We start from the raw sequence: 23,062 nt of genomic DNA on the forward strand, positions 1-23,062 counted from the left end.
GTTTTATCTCTTTGAACCCGCCATATATTCTCTTGGCGGTCTCCCCATAACTTTGCGAAAAAATGTCACAAACGCACTATCATTGGCAAAACCGAGTTCCTGTGCAACATAGGATAATGTTTTATTCTGCGCCAATAACTCTATTGCCTTTACCAATCGCCATTGCTGCCGCCACTGTTGATAATTCATTCCTGTTTCACGCTGAAATATCCGGGTAATGGTTTTCTCACTGGCACCGATATAAGTCGCCAGTATGTGTAATGGTGACGGCAATTGATCAAATGACAAATGCGCTAAACGCCGATCAGACGGCAACGGCAATAAAGTTGGTTCCCTACGTGCCTCGCGAATTTCATCAAAAAATAGTACTAACAAATTTACCCCTTTTCCCTGATACCAATCAGAGTCAAAAGAAGATATCGCGATACGCTCTAAAAGAGCCTGCAATAGTTGTGTGGCTTCCAATATTGCACTTTGCGTCGAAAGTGACTCCATTTCAAAAGATTTCAAATAATTAGAATTTAAATAAATAGAACGGTAACCTACAGAACCACGCATTTCTGCCCGATGCCGTGTTCTGGGAGGGATCCAAGCCACTCTACTTGGAGGCAGAACAGAAATCTGGTTTGCCAATGTAATCTTGATACAGCCCCGTTGGGTAAACAGTAATTGCCCCATATCATGTTGGTGAAAGCCAGAATCGTGTTGCCCCATCTCTGCTGCGATCCCTATTACAGGCATATCCAAGCTATCAGGATCAAAATAGTCACTTTGTTGCAGCCATGCCATGTTTATTCCTTCTGATTTCATGTCCGATTAAATAAACAAATAGTCTTTATTATCATAAAAAGACAACAACCATAATGCTAACCTTTCAAGCCATCACTTATCAGCAAAAGAAAAAAAATCATGCAAAATAGACCATCAATCTGGCTCGCTATTGCTTTGATGATGTTCCCACAGATCGTAGAAACCATCTATAGTCCCGCATTAATCAATATTGCCGTTGGATTTTCCGTCAATCCAGAACAAGCCGCCCAAACACTATCACTCTACTTTTTTGCTTTTGCCCTTGGTGTTGTCGTATGGGGACGTATGTGTGATGTCATTGGCAGGCGCCCAACTATTATTACTGGTCTATCACTCTATGGCCTCGCTTCCCTGTTGGCATTATTGACACAACAATTTTGGTTATTGCTCATTGCCCGAATGCTGTCTGCGTTCGGAGCCGCAGTTGGCTCTATTGGCACACAAACCATTATGCGTGATACGTATCGTGGGGAAGAGTTAACACGTGTCTTTTCTGTCATGGGCATTGCCTTAGCCATCAGCCCTGCTATTGGCATGCTCAGTGGTTCAACATTGAACTATTTTGCTGGCTATAAAGCCGTCTTTGCTGGGTTAGCTATTCTGGCAGTTATCCTGATCTGTTGGTCTATTGCCCGATTACCAGAAACCCGGCCAACGGATATAACAAAGGTGGCTTTATTCAGCACAGTAATTATGATGATTAAGGATATTTCAATTTGGCGAAATGCGTTTTTGATCGCACTTTTCAATATTTGTTTGTTTAGCTATTACCAATTAGCGCCATTTCGTTTCCAACAATTCGGATTATCACAGAAAGTATTTGGTTATACTGGTTTGTTATTAACTTTCGGCGTTGGATTAGGTTCACTATTAAACAAATATCTATTAAAGCAACAATCAGGCTCAATCCAAATAGTTACCCTTGCTTCATTAATCAGTTTATTCAGTGGGATCGGTGTATATTTGCTCGAAAATAGCTGGCTCTTTATTTTTCCAATATTGGGAATAGTCATCGCTTATGGGTTGGCGATCCCAAATATTTTAGCTTCTGCATTAACTAACTATTCAGATAGGCGAGGTACAGCCGGGGCTTTACTTGGGTTGTTTTACTATTTGCTGCTGGGGCTTGGTTTGGCATTGGCAGGCTGGGGTCAGGCATTAGGCTGCGTATTAATATGTTGTGGGATCGCAATGATTGTTTTATCTCTCTTTCAAAATAAAAAGCCCCACGTCCCGAAATGGAAATAAAACCCAGGGCTATAGGCCAATCTAACTTCAAGATGCGTGTGATTTCATAGAGTGTTGTAAGTTGCAACTTGAAGTTTAATGCGTATATCGGTGACTAAAAATCAAGCTGGGTTAGGAACATCGATAAAAGTCACATCCAATCCATAATTATTCGCCAGCCATTCACCGAGTACTTTGATACCATAGCGCTCTGTCGCATGGTGCCCTGCCGCAAAAAAATGCAGTCCCATTTCACGGGCAACATGGATCGTTTTTTCTGATACCTCTCCTGTCACAAAGGCATCAACACCAAACTCCGCCGCCTGTTCGATAAAACCTTGACCACCACCTGTACACCACGCCAGTGTGCGGATCTCTTCAGGTGCATTATCACCACAATGCAGTATCTTTCTCTCCAAGTTTTTTTCGAGACGTTCAGTCAATTCTGCCGGTGTAATAGGTTGATCAAAAGCACCATGAGGAAGGAGAGTATCAATCTCACCGATAACTTTCACCCCCATCTGACGGGCCAATTGGATATTGTTACCTAAAACAGGATGAGCATCTAACGGAAGGTGATAACCATACAAGTTGATATCATTACAAAGCAATGTTTGCAAACGGCGACGCTTCATGCCACGGATAACCGGAGACTCATTCTTCCAAAAATATCCATGATGAACGATGACAGCATCCGCCTCAAGGCGAACAGCTTCATCCAACAGTGCCTGGCAGGCTGTCACGCCTGTAATTACCCGTTGAACGTGAGGACGGCCTTCCACCTGTAATCCATTGGGAGCGTAATCTTGAAATTCACGGATCTTCAATTCCGTATTGAGCACATGCTCCAATTCAACATTGTTCATCACATTCCCCTTGTCATTTAGCATTTTCTTCACCATAAAATACATACCAGTCATGGACTAAGTCAAAACAGATTAGTTATAAATCCAATATAAAACAAAACACCTTGCCAGAATAAACCAACAAGGTGCCAAGATGTTATATTCAAAATGCCCGGTTAGGCTCAATCATAATGCTATTTTAGCGATCCCAAATCTCTAAAGTCATTTCTGAACATTCCAGCCATACTGGCTTATCACTGGTTTTTCGCCATACTTTATACAGATAGCTATAAAAACGGGCACGATCACGACGAAATAGCATAACAGGCAGCGCAATGACACCCAGTGATATAGCGCCAATACGCCGCAAGAGAATTTGATGCCAAGAGTATGCACGATATATAGACATTGATACCCCCCTCATGGGCTTAACCTGTAATATGCATAAAATTTTATCCGATAAAATGAAAACTTACTACTCATCCGACCACTTTTAAAATGATATAAATCACATTTTTCTCTGATTTCGTAATTTAATTACAAAATTACACTTAAACAGAAACAAAACAAACAAATTGAAAACAAAAAATTAACTCGACATAGTTTGCTACACTTGATTTATGATGCTTTGTCGATGAATTCCACAGAGCATTTATACTTTTTTACGCTTTCAGGAACCCTTTTAATAACCTCTTTGTATGGTATTTCTATGCTGTAACTGACTATTTCTTGAAGAAATAAGCAAGGAGATACACCACCATGAATATCTTCCTGATCCTTGGCATTTTTCTGGTGACGCTATTACTGAGCTATCTAATTTATGCGTTATTGAATGCGGAGGATTTCTAAATGGCAATATCTGCTTTTTTACTGATTGCCAGTTTCCTGCTCATACTATTTCTATTAAGTAAACCGCTTGGTATCCTGATTGCCCGGCTCGTCGAAGGAGAATTACCTCACTGGCTGACCAAAACAGAAACCATCTTATGGCGTTGTTGTAGCCTGCAAAAACCGGGCAGCCATGTCAAAGAAATGAACTGGTGGCAGTATGCTCTCACCATCCTCATATTCAATATCGCCGGATTATTATTACTGTTTACACTGCTGATCAGCCAAGGTCATTTGCCCCTGAACCCACAACATTTTGCGGGCATGAGATGGGATCTGGCATTTAATACCGCGATCAGTTTTATCACTAATACCAATTGGCAATCTTATAGCGGAGAAAATACCCTCAGTTACCTGAGCCAAATGGCCGGATTGACTGTTCAGAATTTTCTGTCTGCGGCAACGGGAATTGCTGTGGCTTTTGCCTTAATGCGGGCACTTTCCCGTCAAGGCACTAAAACAGTAGGGAATGCGTGGATAGACATTACACGTATCACTGTATATCTCTTACTTCCGCTTGCGATCATTATGGCCTTATTCTTTGTCAGTCAAGGTGTTATCCAAAACTTTTCGCCCTATGTCCCTATCCACTCTCTTGAGGGACAACAACAATGGCTTCCTATGGGGCCAGTCGCTTCCCAAGAAGCGATAAAACTTTTAGGAACTAATGGCGGAGGCTTTTTTGGAGCAAACTCAGCCCATCCATTTGAAAACCCAACTTCACTTAGTAACTTTATTCAAGTTTTGGCTATTTTCTTAATCCCTTGTGCATTATGTTTCGCATTCGGTCTGGTTGTTGGCGACAACCGTCAGGGGTATGCCCTACTGTGGACAATGAGCATTATTTTTATTATTGCCACCAGCGTTGTGATGTATGCCGAAACCACAGGTAATGCTCAGCTCATGCCCCCCAATGTCAGTAACCATTTTAATATGGAAGGCAAAGAAACTCGTTTTGGCATCCTGGCCTCTTCGCTCTATAGCGTTGTGACGACAGCCGCTTCCTGCGGTGCCGTAAATGCGATGCATGATTCCTTTACCGCACTGGGTGGCATGATACCGCTTTGGTTGATGCAAATCGGGGAAGTCATATTCGGTGGGGCGGGTTCTGGTCTTTATGGCATATTGCTGTTCGTTCTGCTTGCCGTATTTATTGCGGGCTTAATGATTGGCCGCGCACCAGAATACTTAGGCAAAAAAATCGATGTCTACGATATGAAAATGGTCGCACTGGCAATTTTAATCACGCCTTCGCTTGTTTTATTAGGCACGGCGTTGGCAATTTCAATCGATGCAGGCCGCAGCGCTATTGCAAATCCCGGAGCTCATGGTTTCACTGAAGTACTTTATGCTTTCTCATCCGCAGCCAACAACAACGGCAGTGCCTTTGCCGGACTCAATACCAATAATATCTTCTACAACCTATTGTTGGGCGTCATCATGTTTCTTGGGCGCTTTGGTATCATTCTGCCTGTTCTGGCAATCGCCGGTTCTATGGTTAACAAAAAACGCCAGCCAATTAGCAGTGGCACCTTACCGACTCACGGCTCGCTCTTCATTGGACTATTAATCCTGGTCATTTTACTGATTGGTGCCCTTACGTTTATTCCTTCTCTGGCTCTTGGCCCTATCGCAGAACATCTACAACTTTGGCCGTAAGAGTGTGAGGTAGCGCATGAAAAATAAACAACAAGCATTATTTGAACCGACTTTAATTCGCAGTGCACTTATCGATTCGTTAAAAAAATGCCATCCGGCTCAACAATGGCACAATCCGGTCATGTTCGTCGTTTATGTGGGAAGTTGCCTGACCACCCTCTTATGGATTGGCATATTAGTGGGACAACTAACGGGCAGCGCACTTTTTACTGGTGCCATTGCTCTCTGGTTATGGTTTACCGTACTTTTTGCCAACTTTGCAGAAGCACTGGCTGAAGGACGTAGTAAGGCTCAAGCCTCCAGTCTGAAAGGGGTAAAAAGAACTAATTGGGCAACCAAACTAGCCTCATCCAGCCGTGAGGCCGCAAAAGAAAAAGTCACTTCTGACACCTTGCGCAAAGGCGATATTGTATTGGTGGAAGCCGGAGAAATTATTCCTTGTGATGGAGAAGTCCTTGAAGGAGGAGCTTCCGTTGATGAAAGTGCTATTACCGGAGAATCAGCGCCAGTTATCCGCGAATCCGGCGGCGATTTTTCCTCTGTCACCGGTGGGACGCGAGTTTTATCAGATTGGTTAATCGTCGAATGCACCGTCAATCCGGGAGAAACCTTTTTAGACAGAATGATCTCAATGGTTGAAGGTGCCAGACGACGTAAAACCCCCAATGAAATCGCCCTCACCATTCTGCTCACTGCACTGACCATTATTTTTCTGCTGGTCTGTGTCAGTCTGCTGCCTTTTTCCTTGTTTAGCGTTCAGGCTAACCAATCTGGTGCGCCTATTACACTTACGGTATTGATTGCTTTACTGGTTTGCCTGATCCCCACCACCATTGGTGGATTACTGTCAGCTATTGGCGTTGCGGGTATGAGCCGGATGTTGGGAGCCAACGTTATTGCTACCAGCGGTCGAGCCGTTGAAGCCGCTGGGGATGTTGATGTTTTGCTACTCGATAAAACGGGCACTATCACACTAGGAAATCGTCAGGCGTCCCAATTTTTACCCGCACCAGGCATAACGGAACGGCAATTGGCTGATGCTGCTCAACTCTCTTCTCTCGCGGATGAAACACCGGAAGGACGCAGTATCGTGATCCTGGCAAAACAACGTTTCAATATGCGTGAACGCGATCTACGGGAATTAAATGCCACATTTGTCCCCTTCTCCGCAATGACGCGCATGAGTGGAGTCAATATTGGTAATCGCATGATCCGCAAAGGCGCTGTCGATGCTATTCGTCGCCATATTGAAGCTAATCACAGCCATTTCCCGGATGTGATTGACCAACTCGTACAGCAAGTTGCACATAAGGGGGAAACCCCCTTAGTTGTTGCTGAGAACCAGCAGGTTTTAGGTGTTGTTGCCTTAAAAGATATTGTGAAAGGCGGAATTAAAGAACGCTTCAGTGAAATGCGCAAAATGGGGATCAAGACTGTCATGATCACGGGTGACAATCATCTCACAGCCGCAGCCATTGCCGCCGAAGCAGGCGTTGATGACTTTTTGGCAGAAGCCACTCCCGAAGCGAAACTTGCCCTTATCCGTCAATATCAATCAGAAGGACGCTTGGTTGCCATGACAGGTGATGGTACAAACGATGCACCAGCGCTGGCACAAGCAGATGTGGCTGTTGCCATGAATTCAGGCACACAAGCAGCGAAAGAGGCTGGCAATATGGTTGATCTGGATTCTAATCCCACCAAGTTGATCGAAGTTGTCCATATTGGCAAACAGATGCTAATGACCCGCGGAGCCTTAACCACATTCAGTATTGCCAATGATATTGCTAAATATTTTGCCATCATTCCCGCGGCTTTTTCCGTAACGTACCCACAACTTAATGTGTTAAACATCATGCACCTGCATTCTCCAGAATCGGCAGTACTGTCTGCGGTTATCTTCAATGCGATAATCATCATCTTTTTACTACCATTGGCCCTAAAGGGCGTCAGTTATCGCCCAATGAATGCATTGTCACTCTTGCGCCGGAATCTATGGCTATATGGACTTGGTGGCCTGCTTGTACCTTTTGTGGGTATCAAAATTATTGACATATTGCTCACTGTCTTAATGTTTAACTAACGATCTTTTCACTACAGCATACTTAAAAATCGGTGCTTCAAATAAGGTGATAAAAATGATCTGGTTACGTTCTTCCATTATTCTGTTGATATTACTTAGCTTCATCACGGGAATAGCCTATCCATTGCTGGTGACGGGAATAGCAGAATTTTTATTTCCCTATCAAGCTAAAGGATCGCTAATAGAGCAGAATGGCAAACTGGTTGGCTCTGAATTAATTGGTCAGAATTTTACCAAATCTATCTATTTTCATGGGCGGCCTTCCATGACAGCTGAAAAACCGTACAACACGCTGTCATCTGGAGGCAGTAACCTCGCAGTAACCAACCCTGAACTAAGCAGCAAAATACACCAAAATATTATCCAGGTACGTTTATTTAACCATCCCGCAACCTATCCAATTCCTGTTGATTTAATCATGGCATCGGGTAGCGGGTTAGATCCCCATATCTCCCCTGAAGCAGCAGAATTCCAGGCACAACGAGTGGCAATAGCCCGTCATATTCCACTTGCGATCATCCATAAACTCATTGAGCAACACATTCAATATCCCCTGCTGGAATATATGGGACAACCCATAGTCAATGTACTGGAACTGAATCTTGCGTTAGATAACCTGGATCAAAAAGGCAGATCAGACTATGGAACACAATGAACCACAGCGTCCTGATCCTGATGAACTGCTGACGCTGGCAAACGAAAAGCCACGCGGCAAACTAAAAATATTTTTCGGTGCTTGTGCGGGTGTTGGCAAAACGTATGCCATGCTGCAAGAGGCTCAACGGCTGCTGGCGCAGGGGCTAGATGTCATTGTCGGTGTTGTTGAAACCCATGATCGATCAGAAACCGCAGCCTTATTGAAAGGGTTACCCCGATTACCCGCAAAATATTTCCGCCATAATGAACGCCGGATAGCGGCATTTGATATTGATGCCGCCCTTGCCCGCCATCCAGCCATTATTCTGATGGATGAACTGGCATTCAGTAACCCTAAAGGTTGCCGCCATCCGAAGCGCTGGCAAGATGTCGAAGAATTACTGGAAGCTGGTATTGATGTACTGACAACTATCAATGTGCAACATTTAGAAAGTTTGAATGATGTTGTCGGCGGCATTACCGGTATTCGCGTGCGGGAAACCGTTCCTGACCATATTTTTGATCAGGCCGATGATGTTGTTCTGGTCGATCTTCCACCTGATGATTTGCGTCAACGGCTCAATGACGGCAAGGTTTATATTTCAGGTCAGGCCGAACGTGCCATTGAACATTTTTTTCGCAAAGGGAACCTGATTGCTCTGCGTGAATTGGCGTTACGCCGCACGGCAGACCGCGTAGATGACCAAATGCGCGCTTTTCGTGATACGCGAGGAAAAGAACCCGTATGGCATACGCAAGAGAATTTACTACTGTGCATTGGCTACAACGCCGGCAATGAAAAACTGGTTCGAAAAGCCGCTCGCCTGGCAGCAAAACTCAACTGTACCTGGCATGCTGTTTACGTTGAAACCCCCAAACTACATCGATTGCCAGAAGGCAAACGACGTACCATTTTGCAAGCCTTAAAGCTGGCACAAGATCTGGGCGCTGAAACCGCAACACTCTCTGATTCCGATGAAGAAAAAGCCGTCCTGCGCTACGCCAGAGAGCATAATCTGGGTAAAATCCTTATTGGCCGCTATTACAATTCACAGGTAAATTTCTTCGGCTTTAAATGGTATCGTGACTTTTCAGAGCGTCTGGGAAAGCTCGGTCCTGATTTAGATTTGATTATTGTTGCGTTGGAAGATAAAAAAAACGGCGACAAAGAGCCAAAAGATAACCGAACCTTCAATGATAAATGGCGAGTCCCGATTCAGGGTTTTTTGATGGCTATCGTACTCTGTGCCCTCATTACCCTCTTTTCCCGCACTTTCTTGCTGACCCTTGACAAAGCCAACCTGGTAGCGCTTTATCTGCTCGGTGTTGTCATTATCGCGCTGTTTTATGGTCGTTGGCCATCTGTCTTTGCTGCTTTTGTCAATGTCATTAGTTTTGATCTTTTCTTTGTCCAACCACGTTGGTCATTGGAAGTCAAAAACATTCAATATCTGCTCACACTGGCCGTCATGCTGATTGTCGGGGCTGTTGTTGGCAACCTTACCGCAGGTATACGCTATCAAGCCAGAGTAGCGCGTTATCGCGAACAAAGAACACGGCACCTATATGAAATAACCCGTACACTGAGCAAGGCCCTGAATGAAGAGGACGTAGCGCGTATCAGCTATTACTTTCTATCCAACAGCTTTCAGGCAAAAACAGGCCTGCTGCTGCCAGATAACAACCAGCATTTATATCAAGTGAAATCCCATAATGGTGGTCAGATGCAAATCGATGAAGCGATTGCCAAATGGTGTTTTGAGAAAAAACAACCAGCCGGAGCGGGTACTGATACATTACCGGGTGTCCCTTATCAATTATTGCCTATCGCTACACCCTCGCAGGTTTTTGCCGTTCTTGCCATTGAATCCCCTAACCAGCGCCAGTTACTAGTACCGGAACAACAGCGGCTATTACAAATCTTCACGGGACTTATTGCCAATGCGCTGGAACGCTTGCACCTGACCCGTAGAGCAGAATCTGCCAGGTTAGAAACTGAGCGGGAACAACTGCGTAATTCATTGCTGGCAGCCCTGTCTCACGACTTACTTACTCCGTTGACTGTACTATTCGGGCAAGCTGAAATACTGATGTTGGATTTATCGACAGAAAATTCGCCCCATACCCAACAAGTTAATCAAATTCGCCAGCAAATTCTCAGCCTTTCTCGACTGGTCAATAACCTGCTTGATATGGCACGACTGCAATCAGGTGGCATTCAACTTAACCTTGAATGGTGTCCACTGGAAGAAATTGTCAGCAGTGCCTTGCGTTCTTTGGAACATACCCTCAATCGCAATACTGTAGCACTTTCTTTACCCAACAATGTATTGCTGCATTGTGATGCCGCCTTACTGGAACGTGTTTTTATCAACCTGCTGGAAAATTCCATTAAATATACCAGTGAGCAGACCCCTTTAGGCATACAAGCTACTATCGAGGAAAAAACTGCTCAAAAACAGGTGCATATTGAAATCTGGGATGCAGGCACAGGAATTCCACCAGAACAAAAAAAACTGATTTTTGATAAATTCTCACGCACCAGTAAAGAATCAGCGATACCTGGTATCGGGCTAGGTCTAGCGATCTGCCAATCCATTATTGAAATCCACGGTGGAAAGATATGGGCAGCTAATAATCAAAAAGGGGGAACCAGTTTTCATTTTCTTCTGCCGTTGCAAGATCCACCAGATTTACATGGGGCATCTACGGCAAAAACCTGAAACCGTTTCGCCCCCTAAGCATCTCGGTATTAAAAGTAATTAAATATTTCTTAACTTCGTTATTTCCTGCGAACAGGCAAACCTGTACCACGAATTCCTTCTTGTGGCAAAACTAACACAGCTGCTGACCATGCAGGCATGGTTACTTCACCATTTTCCGTGATTCGTATTCCCGCAGCCAAAGACGCTTCGCCTAATTCACGTTGAATATCATTTAATTTCAGCCCCACGACATTCAGATCTTTAACAGTCACAGACCAGGGTGCAGCATTAATGACGACGACCAAACCATCAAACCGCAAATCACGATCACCCGATGTCAGATTGCCATCATCAATCGTCATGACGAGTAAACCAGGTTGCTGGTGAGGACCAACATTAATAAAATCAACACGTTCCCTAACAGCCGCACCTTCGCCAAGTGTCATCAGCGGTGAAAATTGACGTAATCTCAGTAGTTCCTGATAAAACGCCATCATCTGCAATAATTCCTTTTGGCCTGGTTTTTCCACCTGATTTTTGACCCGATTAATCAGTGGATAATTTTTGCCGTCATTACCGCGTTCAGGTAACCCTACGTCATAATTATTGTCTTTATAGTCATAACTAACACGATTAAACCAATCACCCGCATTATAAGAATCGCGGGTAAATGATTTTGAACGCAATAACTCTGACCCTTGTTGATCAAAAGCCAGACCTTGCCCAAGGAATACTGTTGCCAGGGAGATCGCCTGCATACGAACCCTAGTCCTCAAATCTGCTTCTTGGGCAGCTTTATAGCTAATAATATCCCACAATGTTTGATTATCGTGTTTAGAGACATAATTCACTACTTCAATCGGCTCCAATGCATAACCCGCAGCTGTGCCCTTATAATCAATTTCCCCGCCGTTTTTCACCTTTCCATCTTTATCGATCATGATGAAAGACGCCAAATTGCCCGCCATACCAAGACGAACCAGATCCCATAAATGACGAGCTTTATCTGCATCTAAGCTAGAAATTTCGTTCGGCAATATTTCGACACCATTTCCTATCCCCTGATTACTGCGAATACTGTCGGCAACATCAAAAGGGCCTCCTCCCCGCACCGCATCTCGCAATCGGTCAGAAAAAGTTCCAATGCCACTTTCCTTAAGATTAACTTGTGATGCGGTTTCAAACCGATCATCTTGCCCTGAATTCCAACCCTCGCCGAAAAAGTAGATCGACGGGTTAATCGCCCGGACTTTTTCCAGTGCTGATATAATTTGCGCTTTGGGGTGATAACCCATTAAATCGAATCGAAACGCATCTATCTTATAATCTTTAACCCAGGTTACCAGCGAGTCTGCAATCAATTTAGCAAACATACGATGTTCAGGCGCAGTGTCAGAACAACAGGTATTATTTTCTACATTGCCTGTTATTTCATCTAAACGGTGGTAATACCAAGGCACGATCTTATCCAATACCGACGTTCGGGACACAGGACCCGCCGCATCGGTATGGTTGTAGACAACATCCATGATCACATTCATACCCAATTGCTGTTTGATAGCCTGTATCATGGAGCGAAACTCTTTTATACGACCGGAACCTTCCGGATCAGTGGCATAAGAGCCTTCCGGTACTGAATAGTGAAACGGATCGTAACCCCAGTTATAGGAATCCGTCTTTGCCACCATCGTATTTAATTCTTGTACCTGCGGATTATTGATATTGTCATCGCGCCGCAATTGCTGCAAAACCTCCCGTACAGTCAATGTGCTATCGCAATAACCCGCAAAACGGCTATTTTTCACCATTGGATTGACTTGGCACAGACGTTTAAAAGAGTGATCAAGATCCGCCACCTGATGGCTAAATTCATTAATGGAGGCGATATCAAACACAGGCAATAACTCCATATGCGTCATTCCCGCCTGACTCAACGCTTTAAGATGTTTGAATATATCGCTGTTCTTGGCGGTTAGTGCCAGATATTTACCACGCCAATCTGCGGATATTGTGCTGTCTGCCACGGAAAGATCACGGATATGCGCTTCATAGATGGTCATGCGGGCAATATCCGTTGGTGTATTTTGCGGATGCGGCATTAACAGGTTATCCCAATTTTGTGGTTTCAGTGACGCATCATCCAAATTGACAACCTGGCTATATTCAGAATTCGTAGACAAGCTATAAGAATAGGGATCGGTCACTTCATAACGTTCCACATTACGGGAATCTGGGTGGTAGACCTTTAAGGCATAACGGTAATAAGCACCAATCAATTTCTCGTTACCTTGCCAGAACCAGGAACCACTTGTGGCATCACGCTGCATTGTATGATTGGCAATAATCTGCTTATCTTGATTATAAATAATTAGGCCAACCTCTTGGGCAGTCGGTGCCCACAAGCGGAAAAGGACGCCTTTATCATCTATCCGTGCCCCATATTCCAGCTTATCAGCGGCATCGGCAAAACGATCATCCAACACACCCGCCGTTTGTACTTGAGTTGCTGATATTAACAAACCTTGCTCATCAGCAGCCAAAGCCACCAAATCACCCGTCAGAAGAAGATCAATATCCGTTTCTTCTGGTAGACGGAACGCCGCCCATTTTGCCAGATGGGGAAACTTCCTTGCCGTCTCCTGGCTTAAGTTTGTCGGGGTTAACGTCAGATAGTTATCGGTAAAATAACCTTGCTCATTAGCTTCTACCTTATTGTTGTGATTGTAATATAGACGAACAATAGGCTGACCTGCCCCACCTGACCATAATAATGTTTGTCGATCAACCCAATGTGCGGAGGCCTGAGAAATTTCTGGCTCAGAATAACAACGATAGATTTGTTCACTGCCGGATATTTGCTTCAAACTATGTGCCATCAGTTCCTCCTGGGTTTTAAACGAATGATTTTTATTTGGGATACAACGCTGTTGTGCGCAACTTGAAAGTAATAAAACAAATAGGCTGCTGAATACAATAAAATAAACTTTTCTCCAAAAGTCAGATTTCATAGCAAAACCTTTTTAATAGAAAGATCACATCAACGCTATTTTTAATAAAAATGAAAATAATGATTAAACATTGTATTAGATAAACTCACCTCATCCTTTATTAATAAATACCAGGAGTAGGATAAAGGATGAGTTACCCTCTGTGATATTAATTAATTATGCTTTCACATAATTAAAAGTTGTAGCAATTTGAAAAATATATACCAATCTAACTTCAAGATGCGTTTGATTTCTCCTCGCTTCGCAGGGGAGAAATCAGGTTTCATATCGTGTTGTAAATTGCAACTTGAAGTTTAATGCGTATAGCGCATAATATTTTTGGCATTATGCATATTCAGAACAACCAAATTAGCCTATGATGCATTCCTCTGATACAGCACGTTAATATCAAACACAAGGTTAATTGAATATGAGTACATGGCTGATTTATGCCTTACTCTCCGCGCTAACGGCAGCACTGGTCGCTATCTTTGGAAAGATTGGGTTGCAAAATTTGGATGCTAATACAGCAACCGCTATTCGGGCTGTTATTATGGCACTGTTTTTGACAGGCGTTGTCATTGTGCAGGGAAAATTGAATCTTATCGGCGAAATTCTCGCCAATCGCAAGGCACTTCTGTTTATCCTATTAAGTGGTATTGCCGGTGCACTCTCCTGGCTATTCTATTTTCTGGCGATCAAACATGGTAACGTTTCCCAGGTTGCTCCTGTCGATAAATTGAGCGTGGTATTTGCAGTCATTCTGGCGGTAATTCTATTTGGCGAGAAAATTTCTCTGGTGACTTGTGGTGGTATCGTGCTAATTACCCTGGGCGCTTTGATGGTCGCTTTGGGATAAACACAAAGAAGCCGCAGCAATCGCTACGGCTTGTATTTTTAACCTGCGGCAAATACCTGATTGACGATTTCCTGAGCCTCTTGCTCAATTTTTTCACGATGCTCCGCACCAAGGAAACTTTCGCAATAGATTTTATAAGCTTCTTCCGTACCAGAAGGACGAGCAGCAAACCAACCATTATCACTCATCACTTTCAAGCCACCAATGGAAGCACCATTCCCCGATGCGGTGGTTAAACGGGCGGTAATCGGATCACCTGCCAATATATCGGCCTTAACCATTTCCGGTGACAGTTTGGACAATAATGCTTTTTGCTGATGCGTCGCCGGAGCCTGAATACGGCTATAGCTTGGTGTGCCAAATTTAGCAGCCAGTTTATCGTAACGTTGCTGTGGGTTCTCACCGGTAATTGCTGTCATTTCAGCCGCTAACAGGCACAGAATAATGCCATCTTTATCGGTTGACCACGGAGTGCCATCAAAGCGCAGGAAAGATGCCCCAGCACTTTCTTCTCCACCAAAGCCCAATTCGCCTTTATAGAGTCCATCCACAAACCATTTAAAACCGACAGGCACTTCCACTAATTCACGCCCCAAGTCAGTTACAACACGATCAATCATGGCGCTGGAAACCAAAGTCTTACCCACCGCAATATTTTTCGACCATTGTGGGCGGTGGCGGAATAGGTAATCGACAGCTGTTGCCAGATAATGGTTCGGATTCATCAAACCTGCCGGCGTAATAATCCCATGACGGTCATAGTCAGGGTCATTCGCAAAGGCTAAATCAAATTTACCACGCAGCTCCAGCAACCCCGCCATTGCCCAACGGGATGAACAATCCATACGGATCACACCGTCATGATCCAGTGTCATAAAACGAAATGTCTGATCGACCTTATCATTAACCAGTGTCAGATCGAGATTGTAATATTCCCCAATCCGCTGCCAATAGGCAATCCCTGAACCGCCCAGCGGATCAATGCCAATTTTTAAGCCTGCTTGCTGGATAGCTGCCATATCCACTACTTCACCCAGTGTAGTGACATAAGGATCGATCAAATCTTGGGAATACAGATATTCACTTTTTAATGCCTGTTCATAAGGCAGGCGCTTGATCCCATTGAGACCAGAAGCCAGTAATTCATTCGCACGCTGTTCAATGATTGCCGTCAAATCAGTATCGGCTGGCCCGCCATTAGGTGGATTATATTTGATACCACCGTCTTCTGGTGGGTTATGGGATGGCGTGATCACGATACCATCAGCCAAACTTTTCCCCTGACGGTTATGGCATAAAATGGCATGAGAAATAGCAGGAGTCGGTGTAAACCCATTATTTTCCTGCACAATGACATCTACTCCATTCGCCGTTAACACTTCCAATACGGAGATAAATGCCGCTTCTGAAAGCGCATGAGTATCTTTACCCACATAACATGGCCCAGTAATCCCATGTTGCGAACGCACTTCCACAATGGCTTGAGAAATAGCCAGAATATGTGTTTCGTTAAAGCTATTGCGTCCAGAACTGCCACGATGGCCGGAAGTACCAAACTTGACCTTATGGGCTGGATTTTCAGGATGGGGTTGTAAGGTGTAATACTGTGAAGTGAGCTGAGCAATATTGATTAAATCATGCTGCTGAGCGAGCTGCCCTGCTCTTGAATGAATGGCCACTTTATTATTTCTCCTAGGAGACCGCACTGGCTTATCGCCAGCGCAGTACTAATAAGCTAATCAATTGTATTAGTAGTAAAATTAAATAGTACCACACACTTTTTCAATCAAATTTGCCGGAAACTTCATATCCTGCATGATATGTTCGATCATGCTGCGTTTACGGTCAGTGTTGGTATTGGTGATTACCCAAAAAGGCGTACCAGGAACATGGCGTGGCTTCGTTTGCTTACCACTCGCCAATAACGTGTGCTCATCACCGGCGAAATAAGTACGGGTACGACCATGCATCGTTTCTGTTGCTTTGGAAAAACCGTCACTGTTCAAGCTATACAGGGTAGACAGAACCAACATAAAGCGTTCAACAGATTTTTTCTTTTCAGCGTACTCATCCGAAAGCAATAATTCACGAATAACGCGAACAGCATCACGGGAACGGGTAACCAGGGTTTTAACAACGGGTGCAGGGTCGTTGGCAGGCTCTGTAATTTGTACTGGCTGCCCGGCGTCTAACTTCAATATGCGCCGTAAAATATCAGATGCACTTTCACCGATATGCAGAGTTTGGCTTGCAATAAAGCGGTAAAGTTCTTCATCAACTTCTATCGTTTTCATTTCTATCCAGTACTGTTCTTAATGAAAAAATTATCCTGCGATTATAAGATATAATGCCACAAAACAAAACAATTAAACTTTCAATAACTTAAAGTGATTCCTTTTAAAATAGAGAATCTTTAGGAAAGCAACTTTCCTTTAAAATAAATCAATTAGTTACAACTATTTCATCTCATTAAGTTTGTCAAAGCTCACGTGTCATGATATTAAGCATCTCAATATTAAACATGGTATAAATGGTATTAAATTCAGGCAAATTATGAAGTCAAATTGTCAATTAAATTATCATCTTCACACTGTAGAAAATCCGCAATCGTCAACGCCCATTGTCTTGATTCATGGACTTTTTGGAGACTTAAATAATTTAGGCGTATTGGGGCGTGAATTACAGCAACATTATCCAGTGATTCAAATTGATGTGCGTAACCACGGTATTTCACCACGCATGGAAAATATGGATTATCGCGATATGGCACAGGATGTCCTGGCATTACTTGATGAGCTAACCGTGTCCAAAGCCATTATTATTGGGCATTCCATGGGTGGCAAAATCGCTATGAGCATGACGGCTATTGCGCCAGAACGGATTGAAAAAATCGTGGTGATTGATATGGCTCCTGTCGCTTATTTGGTTCGCCGTCATGACAGCATTTTCACAGCACTGAACAAAGTCGTAGCAGCCGGTGTACAAACCCGACAAGCAGCGGCAGATATTATGCGTCAGGATATTCGAGAAGAGGGTGTTATTCCGTTTTTATTGAAATCATTCCATCAAGGGGAATGGAAATTCAATCTTCCCATTTTGCAAAAAGAGTACGAAAAGATTATCGGTTGGGAAACTATTCCTGCATGGCACAATCCCGCCTTATTTATCCGTGGTGGAAATTCAGATTATATTAATGAAGAATTTCGAGAAGAGATTATCAGCCAATTTCCACAAGCAACCGCATGGGTTGTGGCCGGTTGTGGGCATTGGGTACATGCAGAAAAGCCTGAAGCTGTACTCCGGGCAATTCATCGCTTTTTAGGCACAAAATAATGACGAATATCAACCCATATTCCGATGGGTTGATAAAAAAAAGAGTCAATATAAAAATAATTATATCTAATTCATTACTGGCGCCTTAATATACAACAAAGGAAACAGTCAGTCATTATTACACCAATATTAAATAATGTATTCTACAAACAAATAAAATATCTTAATTTTAATTAAGGACATCATTATGAAAGATAACATCTTATATAATCCTATTGCTCATCTCTACGAAGATTTTTCAGACTCTAGCCCTCAAATAAAAATAGTGGCTCGTACCCTCCTCAATCTGGCAGGGGATGTAAAAGGAAAATCGGTATTAGATTTAGGATGTGGATATGGCTTATTTAGTCGGGAATTCAGAAACCGTGGCGCTTCAAAAGTAATTGGTATTGATATATCAGATAAGATGATAGAAATTGCTAAACACAAATCGCAACAATATAACGATGGTATAGAATATCATATCAGGGATGTCAGCAAAATGGAGTCATTCGGCAAATTTGACCTGATAGTTGCCGCCTGGCTATTTTGTCATGCGGAATCACTTGAACAACTTGAAAATATGTTTCGTGTAATTGCAGATCATCTTAAACCTTCCGGTAAACTCATCGCTTATACATTTGAACCTGATTATCGTTTAGAAAAAGGGAACTATGAAAATTATTGCATAAAGGTTCTAAGTGAAGAGCCTGTGAAAGATACAACTCTTGTGAGGGCTGAATTTCTTACTACCCCACCCAGCCCTTTTACTATGCATCGTTGGAGCCGTGAACAATATAAAAATGCCATCACTAAGGCGGGATTAAAATTCGAATGGCATAAACCTATGCTATTGGAAAGTGATATTGAGAGCTATCCACCAGGGTTTTGGGATGATTTCCAAAGAAATTGCATTGATGCAGCCTTTGTTTGTCAACACTAACACATATCTCCCCACTATTTTAGTGGGGATTATTATACCCTAATGTATTTTTCTATTGTGTTATTTATACCAATCTAACTTCAAGATGCGTTTGATTTCTCCCCGCTTCGCGGGGAGAAATCAGGTTTCATATCGTATTGTAAATTGAAACTTGAAGTTGCATGCGTATAATCACTATCCGCCCTAAAAATTCTCACTATAAACACAACATAACCTTTTCGTAAAAATAGCCTTATTCATTATTCTCATTAATAAAAATCATTATAACAATATCCTTTCGTATAAGTTTTTTTGTGATTGAAAAATGAACAACACTCTGGTTAATAATATGCTTGAAATAATAAGTAAACTTATATTTCTTTAATTTTTATTTTAATAATTACATAATAAATGAGAATCATATGAACACTTTAAATAATAACACAGCAATTTCTAACTACACATCAGCAGCGTTACATTTACTTAATCAAACAATGGGGTATTCCTATCAAGCGGCGCTTCGTGCTGCTGCAGTTCTGGGTGTAGCCGATCATTTGAGCAATGGGCCAAAAACAGTGAATGAACTTGCCAAAACTGTCGGTGCCCAAGAGCAACAACTACACCGAGTTCTGCGGTTGCTCGCCACACGGAATATCTTTCGTGAAACCGAAGAAAATCGGTTTTCACTCACACCAGCCGCAGAGTTCCTGCGCAAAGACACACACCACTCCCTCCGATCTGCAGTATTGATGCTGACTGACAGGACATTTTGGCAACCTCTTGGTGAGATTGTCGAAAGTGTCCGCGGCAACCCCGCCTTCAAACACCTCTACGGACTTCCTTTCTTTGATTATTGGGCGCAGAAGGATACACAGGCTGATGATTTTCATGCCGGTATGTCCTCAATGTCTAAAGTGGAAAATCTGTTTCTCGTGAACAGTTATGACTTTCCGAAAAACGCGACCGTTGTCGATATCGCTGGCGGATTTGGTGGCCTGTTATTAGGCGTATTACAGGCTAATACCACTCTGCGAGGGATCCTTTTCGACCAACCACACGTACTGGCCAGACATCAACTTGACGCGTTAGGTGACGATACACGTTGGGAGATTACTTCTGGCGACTTTTTCGAGTCATGTCCACAGGGCGATATCTATCTGCTCAAGTACATTATGCACGACTGGCCTGATGAGCAATGTATACGCATCCTACGTAACTGCCGACAAGCGATGTCCCCTGACGGCCGAGTGCTAATCATGGATCCGGTCATCCCTAATGGCAACGTTTCGCACTCAGGTAAGGAAATGGATCTCCTCTGCATGGGGATCTACGAAGGGGGACGCGAACGCACAGAAGATGAGCTACGACAATTGCTGGCTAACGCAGATTTGAAACTCAATCGCGTTATTGATACAGGTTGTTATATTTCGATTGTCGAAGCCATTGCAGGATGAAAGCCTTCGCTTAAGTCAGCCGAATAAAACGTCCTTAATTTCAATATAGTTAAAATATAGGAAATGATGATGTCTTTTCAAAAAAGAAGTCTTGCGATTGTCGGAGGCGGGGCTGCGGGTGTGGCAACATTCATCGCAGCAGTGCAACATCGTGTGGCACAAACCATTTATATTATTGAGCCTGGGGCTGTTGGCCCCGGTATGGCCTTTTTCAATCTGGATGGTGATATCCTCTGCAATACCTCCGTTGATACCATGTCCGTCGTGGCAGATAACCCTCTGGATTTTCTGGATTATCTGCATAAACGTGGGCATACCGTTACACCGGAATCTTTCGTACCGCGCCAATGGGTAGGAAATTATCTGAATGAAAAGTTTCTGGAATTTAACACTATAGCTCTCAAGATCGGAATCGATGTTTTCCATATACCCTATGTATTTAAGGGGTTAAAAATCAATTCACATCGGTGTTATACGCTCTGGTACGGTGATACCTTGACACCTCAATCGCTGGAAGTAACTGATGTCATTTTTTGTACAGGCTTCGGCGCTTCTCGACTCCCTGAAGTGTTGAAACCCCACTTGGCTCATCCAACTTTTATTCACTGTCCCTATCCAGAGCAGGATATGTTAGCCAGAATACCCTCGCAATCGCGGGTATTGGTTATCGGCAGTAAACTTTCAGCCATCGATGCGGCTATTCTTCTCTGCCGTGAAGGCCATCGCGTCACCATGACATCACCATCAGGAGATATTCCCGCTGTGCGTTCGCGGTTTATACGAAGCCCTGGAGCCTTCTTTGAGCATGAAAACATAATGTCGATAATGACCCGTAAGGGAAATCAATCGAACCATTCTTTTCCTGACTCATTGAAACGTGCATATCTAAAATATTTCTACCGCGCACTCAACAAATACACCAAGATACCCTGGCGAGAACAGTTTTCTAATGCCAATAGTTATCGTGAACGCCTGCGTGAAGAAATAGCTATTGCCGAGCAAGGAAAGAGTCAATGGCAAGACATGATAGTCAATTTCATGGATGTCATTAATGAAGTGCATTTAAATGATAAAACCTATTTCGACGGTTCATTTCATCCCAACGTCGAAAAAATGCTTCATCGATATATCACTGCCATAGCTTTGCCCAATGCACGCAAACTTCTGCACTATATGGATGAGGGTTCTCTGCTCATCCAGCAGGGAGAAATTTTAAATGTTGTTATAGAGGAAGGAGAGGCTAATACCTGGTTAGTCAATTTAGGGCAGGATTATCAACCATTTGATGCTGTTGTCGCTGCTGTTGGTTATCACCAACCTGACTTTGTCATTGACGAGGATGGGAAACTTGAGATTAACACTCACGGCCAACGTTCAGAGCGCGCCATATCAATCTCGCCAGAAATGGTCGCCATCCACCCTGACCTTAAGGAAAAGGAAAGCATTTGGTTTGTCGGAACGCCTGCGCATAAGCGGTTATGGGTGCCTAATGCCCTCGTCGTGGTAGCGAATATTGCGACCAGGGTGATTAAGAATATGTTACGCATCGATGTTCAGGTCCCATCTGCTGTTGACAACCACGAAAAAGAGCTAGAAATCAGCACATAATTTTAACCCGTTCGTCTGACATGGATCTTCCTTAAGGTTTTAATACCGAAGAGGAAGATCCATGTTAAGCATAGTTCATACAATCAGTGGCTTTGTTGAATAACAATCCATGAAATAGCTGATATCATCAAATACAAAATCGTTTAATCTAAACTATACCAATCATCTTTCAAGATACGTCTTATATCTCCCCGCTACGCGGGGAGATATAAACAATTACATTGATTTGCAAGCTGGAATTTGAAGTTGGATTGGTATAGATGAATTCATTATCTGTACGACATTATCGAGCAATTTTGGCGTACATGCCGATACCAGGCTACCACCAAATATCACTTTTTCCCGACTGCCATTCAGGGTACAAAAATCACCACCTGCTTCTTTAATACAGGGCAGAATTGCAGCGCAATCCCACGGTTTCATTAAGGTATCAATGGCACAATGCAGGCGACCGGCTGCAACCATGGCATGTTGGTAAGCGTCATTAACAAATGTAAAATCACGTGCTGATTTTACCAGTGAGTCCAAATTATAGGCGACGATCCCATCGGCAAGGTTATAACTCGTACTGTGTATTCCTGAAGCAGTGATCACCGCCTGTTTCACCATTTCCGGTGAATTTTCCGCAATTTTGAGTTGGCGTAGTGGCTTACCTTCGACACTCATCCAGCAACCTTCACCTTTTGCCGCATAAACTACAGTTGAAATCGCCGGAAAACTCATTACCCCAACGACAGGTTCGCCTTGTTCAACAAAGGCAATCAAGGTACTGAACAATGGGATGCCATACAAAAACGCCCTTGTCCCATCAATAGGATCAATAATCCATCCCGATTCAAATTTTTCCGCCCCATTTAATCCAAATTCCTCTCCCCAAACTGGCACCCCCGGACTGCGTTTTTCAAATAGTTCCCGAATTTCTGCTTCCAGCATTAAATCAGTTTGGGTAACAACAGAACGGTCGAATTTATAATCGAACTGACCCGCACCATCAAAAGCATCCTGAGTCTTTTTCCTGATAGTGTTCACCGCTTCAAGGGCAATATTTAACATCAGCTTATAGCTCC

The 23,062-nt window shown here is 43.3% G+C and carries 18 protein-coding genes; 11 read left to right on the forward strand and 7 right to left on the reverse strand.

From position 1 onward, the window contains the following. Positions 1-3: 3 nt before the first annotated feature. The gene (locus tag WDV74_RS11255; protein WP_338882881.1) at positions 4-789 is read right to left on the reverse strand and encodes a helix-turn-helix transcriptional regulator; all 786 of its coding nucleotides are present in this window, start codon (positions 787-789) and stop codon (positions 4-6) included. A gap of 120 nt (positions 790-909) precedes the next feature. On the opposite strand from WDV74_RS11255, the gene WDV74_RS11260 reads away from it, so the two are divergent. After that, positions 910-2,058, forward strand: a complete 1,149-nt coding sequence (locus WDV74_RS11260; protein ID WP_338882883.1) for a multidrug effflux MFS transporter — start codon at positions 910-912, stop codon at positions 2,056-2,058. A 101-nt stretch (positions 2,059-2,159) separates the two neighbouring features. Here WDV74_RS11260 and WDV74_RS11265 read toward each other — a convergent pair whose 3' ends face one another. Next, positions 2,160-2,903 (reverse strand): type 2 GTP cyclohydrolase I, encoded by a 744-nt coding sequence (locus WDV74_RS11265; protein WP_338882884.1) that lies wholly within the window; start codon positions 2,901-2,903, stop codon positions 2,160-2,162. 178 nt (positions 2,904-3,081) lie between these two features. After that, the gene (locus tag WDV74_RS11270; protein ID WP_338882885.1) at positions 3,082-3,291 is read right to left on the reverse strand and encodes a YbfA family protein; all 210 of its coding nucleotides are present in this window, start codon (positions 3,289-3,291) and stop codon (positions 3,082-3,084) included. Positions 3,292-3,641: 350 nt separating this feature from the next. Between WDV74_RS11270 and WDV74_RS11275 the strand changes: the two genes are divergently transcribed. The 5 genes from WDV74_RS11275 to kdpD are packed head-to-tail and all read left to right on the forward strand — an operon-like array spanning position 3,642 to position 10,871. Then, on the forward strand, positions 3,642-3,731 hold the full coding sequence (locus WDV74_RS11275; protein WP_338882886.1) for a potassium-transporting ATPase subunit F: 90 nt from the start codon (positions 3,642-3,644) through the stop codon (positions 3,729-3,731). Further along, positions 3,732-5,429 carry a potassium-transporting ATPase subunit KdpA gene (gene kdpA / locus WDV74_RS11280; protein ID WP_338882887.1) on the forward strand — a complete coding sequence of 566 codons (1,698 nt, stop codon included), beginning with the start codon at positions 3,732-3,734 and terminating at the stop codon, positions 5,427-5,429. It begins immediately after the preceding gene. 16 nt (positions 5,430-5,445) lie between these two features. Then, positions 5,446-7,512, forward strand: a complete 2,067-nt coding sequence (gene kdpB, locus WDV74_RS11285) for a potassium-transporting ATPase subunit KdpB (protein WP_338882888.1) — start codon at positions 5,446-5,448, stop codon at positions 7,510-7,512. A 55-nt stretch (positions 7,513-7,567) separates the two neighbouring features. After that, on the forward strand, positions 7,568-8,167 hold the full coding sequence (gene kdpC, locus WDV74_RS11290) for a potassium-transporting ATPase subunit KdpC (RefSeq protein WP_338882889.1): 600 nt from the start codon (positions 7,568-7,570) through the stop codon (positions 8,165-8,167). Beyond that, the gene (gene kdpD, locus WDV74_RS11295; protein WP_338882890.1) at positions 8,154-10,871 is read left to right on the forward strand and encodes a two-component system sensor histidine kinase KdpD; all 2,718 of its coding nucleotides are present in this window, start codon (positions 8,154-8,156) and stop codon (positions 10,869-10,871) included. Before kdpC ends, kdpD begins: the two co-directional genes overlap by 14 nt. Before the next feature lie 59 nt (positions 10,872-10,930). Here kdpD and pulA read toward each other — a convergent pair whose 3' ends face one another. After that, positions 10,931-13,729 (reverse strand): pullulanase-type alpha-1,6-glucosidase, encoded by a 2,799-nt coding sequence (pulA, locus tag WDV74_RS11300; protein WP_338882891.1) that lies wholly within the window; start codon positions 13,727-13,729, stop codon positions 10,931-10,933. 541 nt (positions 13,730-14,270) lie between these two features. Between pulA and WDV74_RS11305 the strand changes: the two genes are divergently transcribed. Continuing rightward, positions 14,271-14,699 (forward strand): EamA family transporter, encoded by a 429-nt coding sequence (locus WDV74_RS11305; protein WP_338882893.1) that lies wholly within the window; start codon positions 14,271-14,273, stop codon positions 14,697-14,699. A gap of 38 nt (positions 14,700-14,737) precedes the next feature. Here WDV74_RS11305 and pgm read toward each other — a convergent pair whose 3' ends face one another. Together pgm and seqA are read right to left on the reverse strand one after the other, a co-directional pair. Then, on the reverse strand, positions 14,738-16,378 hold the full coding sequence (gene pgm, locus WDV74_RS11310; RefSeq protein ID WP_338882894.1) for a phosphoglucomutase (alpha-D-glucose-1,6-bisphosphate-dependent): 1,641 nt from the start codon (positions 16,376-16,378) through the stop codon (positions 14,738-14,740). 81 nt (positions 16,379-16,459) lie between these two features. Next, entirely contained in the window at positions 16,460-16,993 is a 534-nt protein-coding gene (gene seqA, locus WDV74_RS11315; RefSeq protein ID WP_338882895.1) for a replication initiation negative regulator SeqA, read from the reverse strand. Between the two features lie 259 nt (positions 16,994-17,252). Here seqA and ybfF point away from each other — a divergent pair, with 259 nt between their 5' ends. The 4 genes from ybfF (at position 17,253) to WDV74_RS11335 (ending at position 21,995) form a co-directional block, all read left to right on the forward strand. Then, positions 17,253-18,032: an esterase gene (gene ybfF / locus WDV74_RS11320; protein WP_338882896.1), complete on the forward strand. Its 780-nt coding sequence runs from the start codon at positions 17,253-17,255 to the stop codon at positions 18,030-18,032. 187 nt (positions 18,033-18,219) lie between these two features. Next, a complete protein-coding gene (locus WDV74_RS11325; RefSeq protein WP_338882898.1) occupies positions 18,220-18,954 on the forward strand; it encodes a class I SAM-dependent methyltransferase in 735 nt (244 codons plus the stop codon). Between the two features lie 473 nt (positions 18,955-19,427). Continuing rightward, positions 19,428-20,387, forward strand: a complete 960-nt coding sequence (locus WDV74_RS11330) for a methyltransferase (protein ID WP_338885593.1) — start codon at positions 19,428-19,430, stop codon at positions 20,385-20,387. A 69-nt stretch (positions 20,388-20,456) separates the two neighbouring features. After that, positions 20,457-21,995 carry an FAD/NAD(P)-binding protein gene (locus WDV74_RS11335; protein ID WP_338882900.1) on the forward strand — a complete coding sequence of 513 codons (1,539 nt, stop codon included), beginning with the start codon at positions 20,457-20,459 and terminating at the stop codon, positions 21,993-21,995. 216 nt (positions 21,996-22,211) lie between these two features. Here WDV74_RS11335 and WDV74_RS11340 read toward each other — a convergent pair whose 3' ends face one another. Next, entirely contained in the window at positions 22,212-23,048 is an 837-nt protein-coding gene (locus tag WDV74_RS11340) for an inositol monophosphatase family protein (RefSeq protein WP_338882902.1), read from the reverse strand. Positions 23,049-23,062: the final 14 nt, after the last annotated feature.

Origin of the sequence: Xenorhabdus sp. TH1, assembly GCF_037260955.1 — a bacterium.
Lineage (GTDB): Bacteria > Pseudomonadota > Gammaproteobacteria > Enterobacterales > Enterobacteriaceae > Xenorhabdus > Xenorhabdus griffiniae.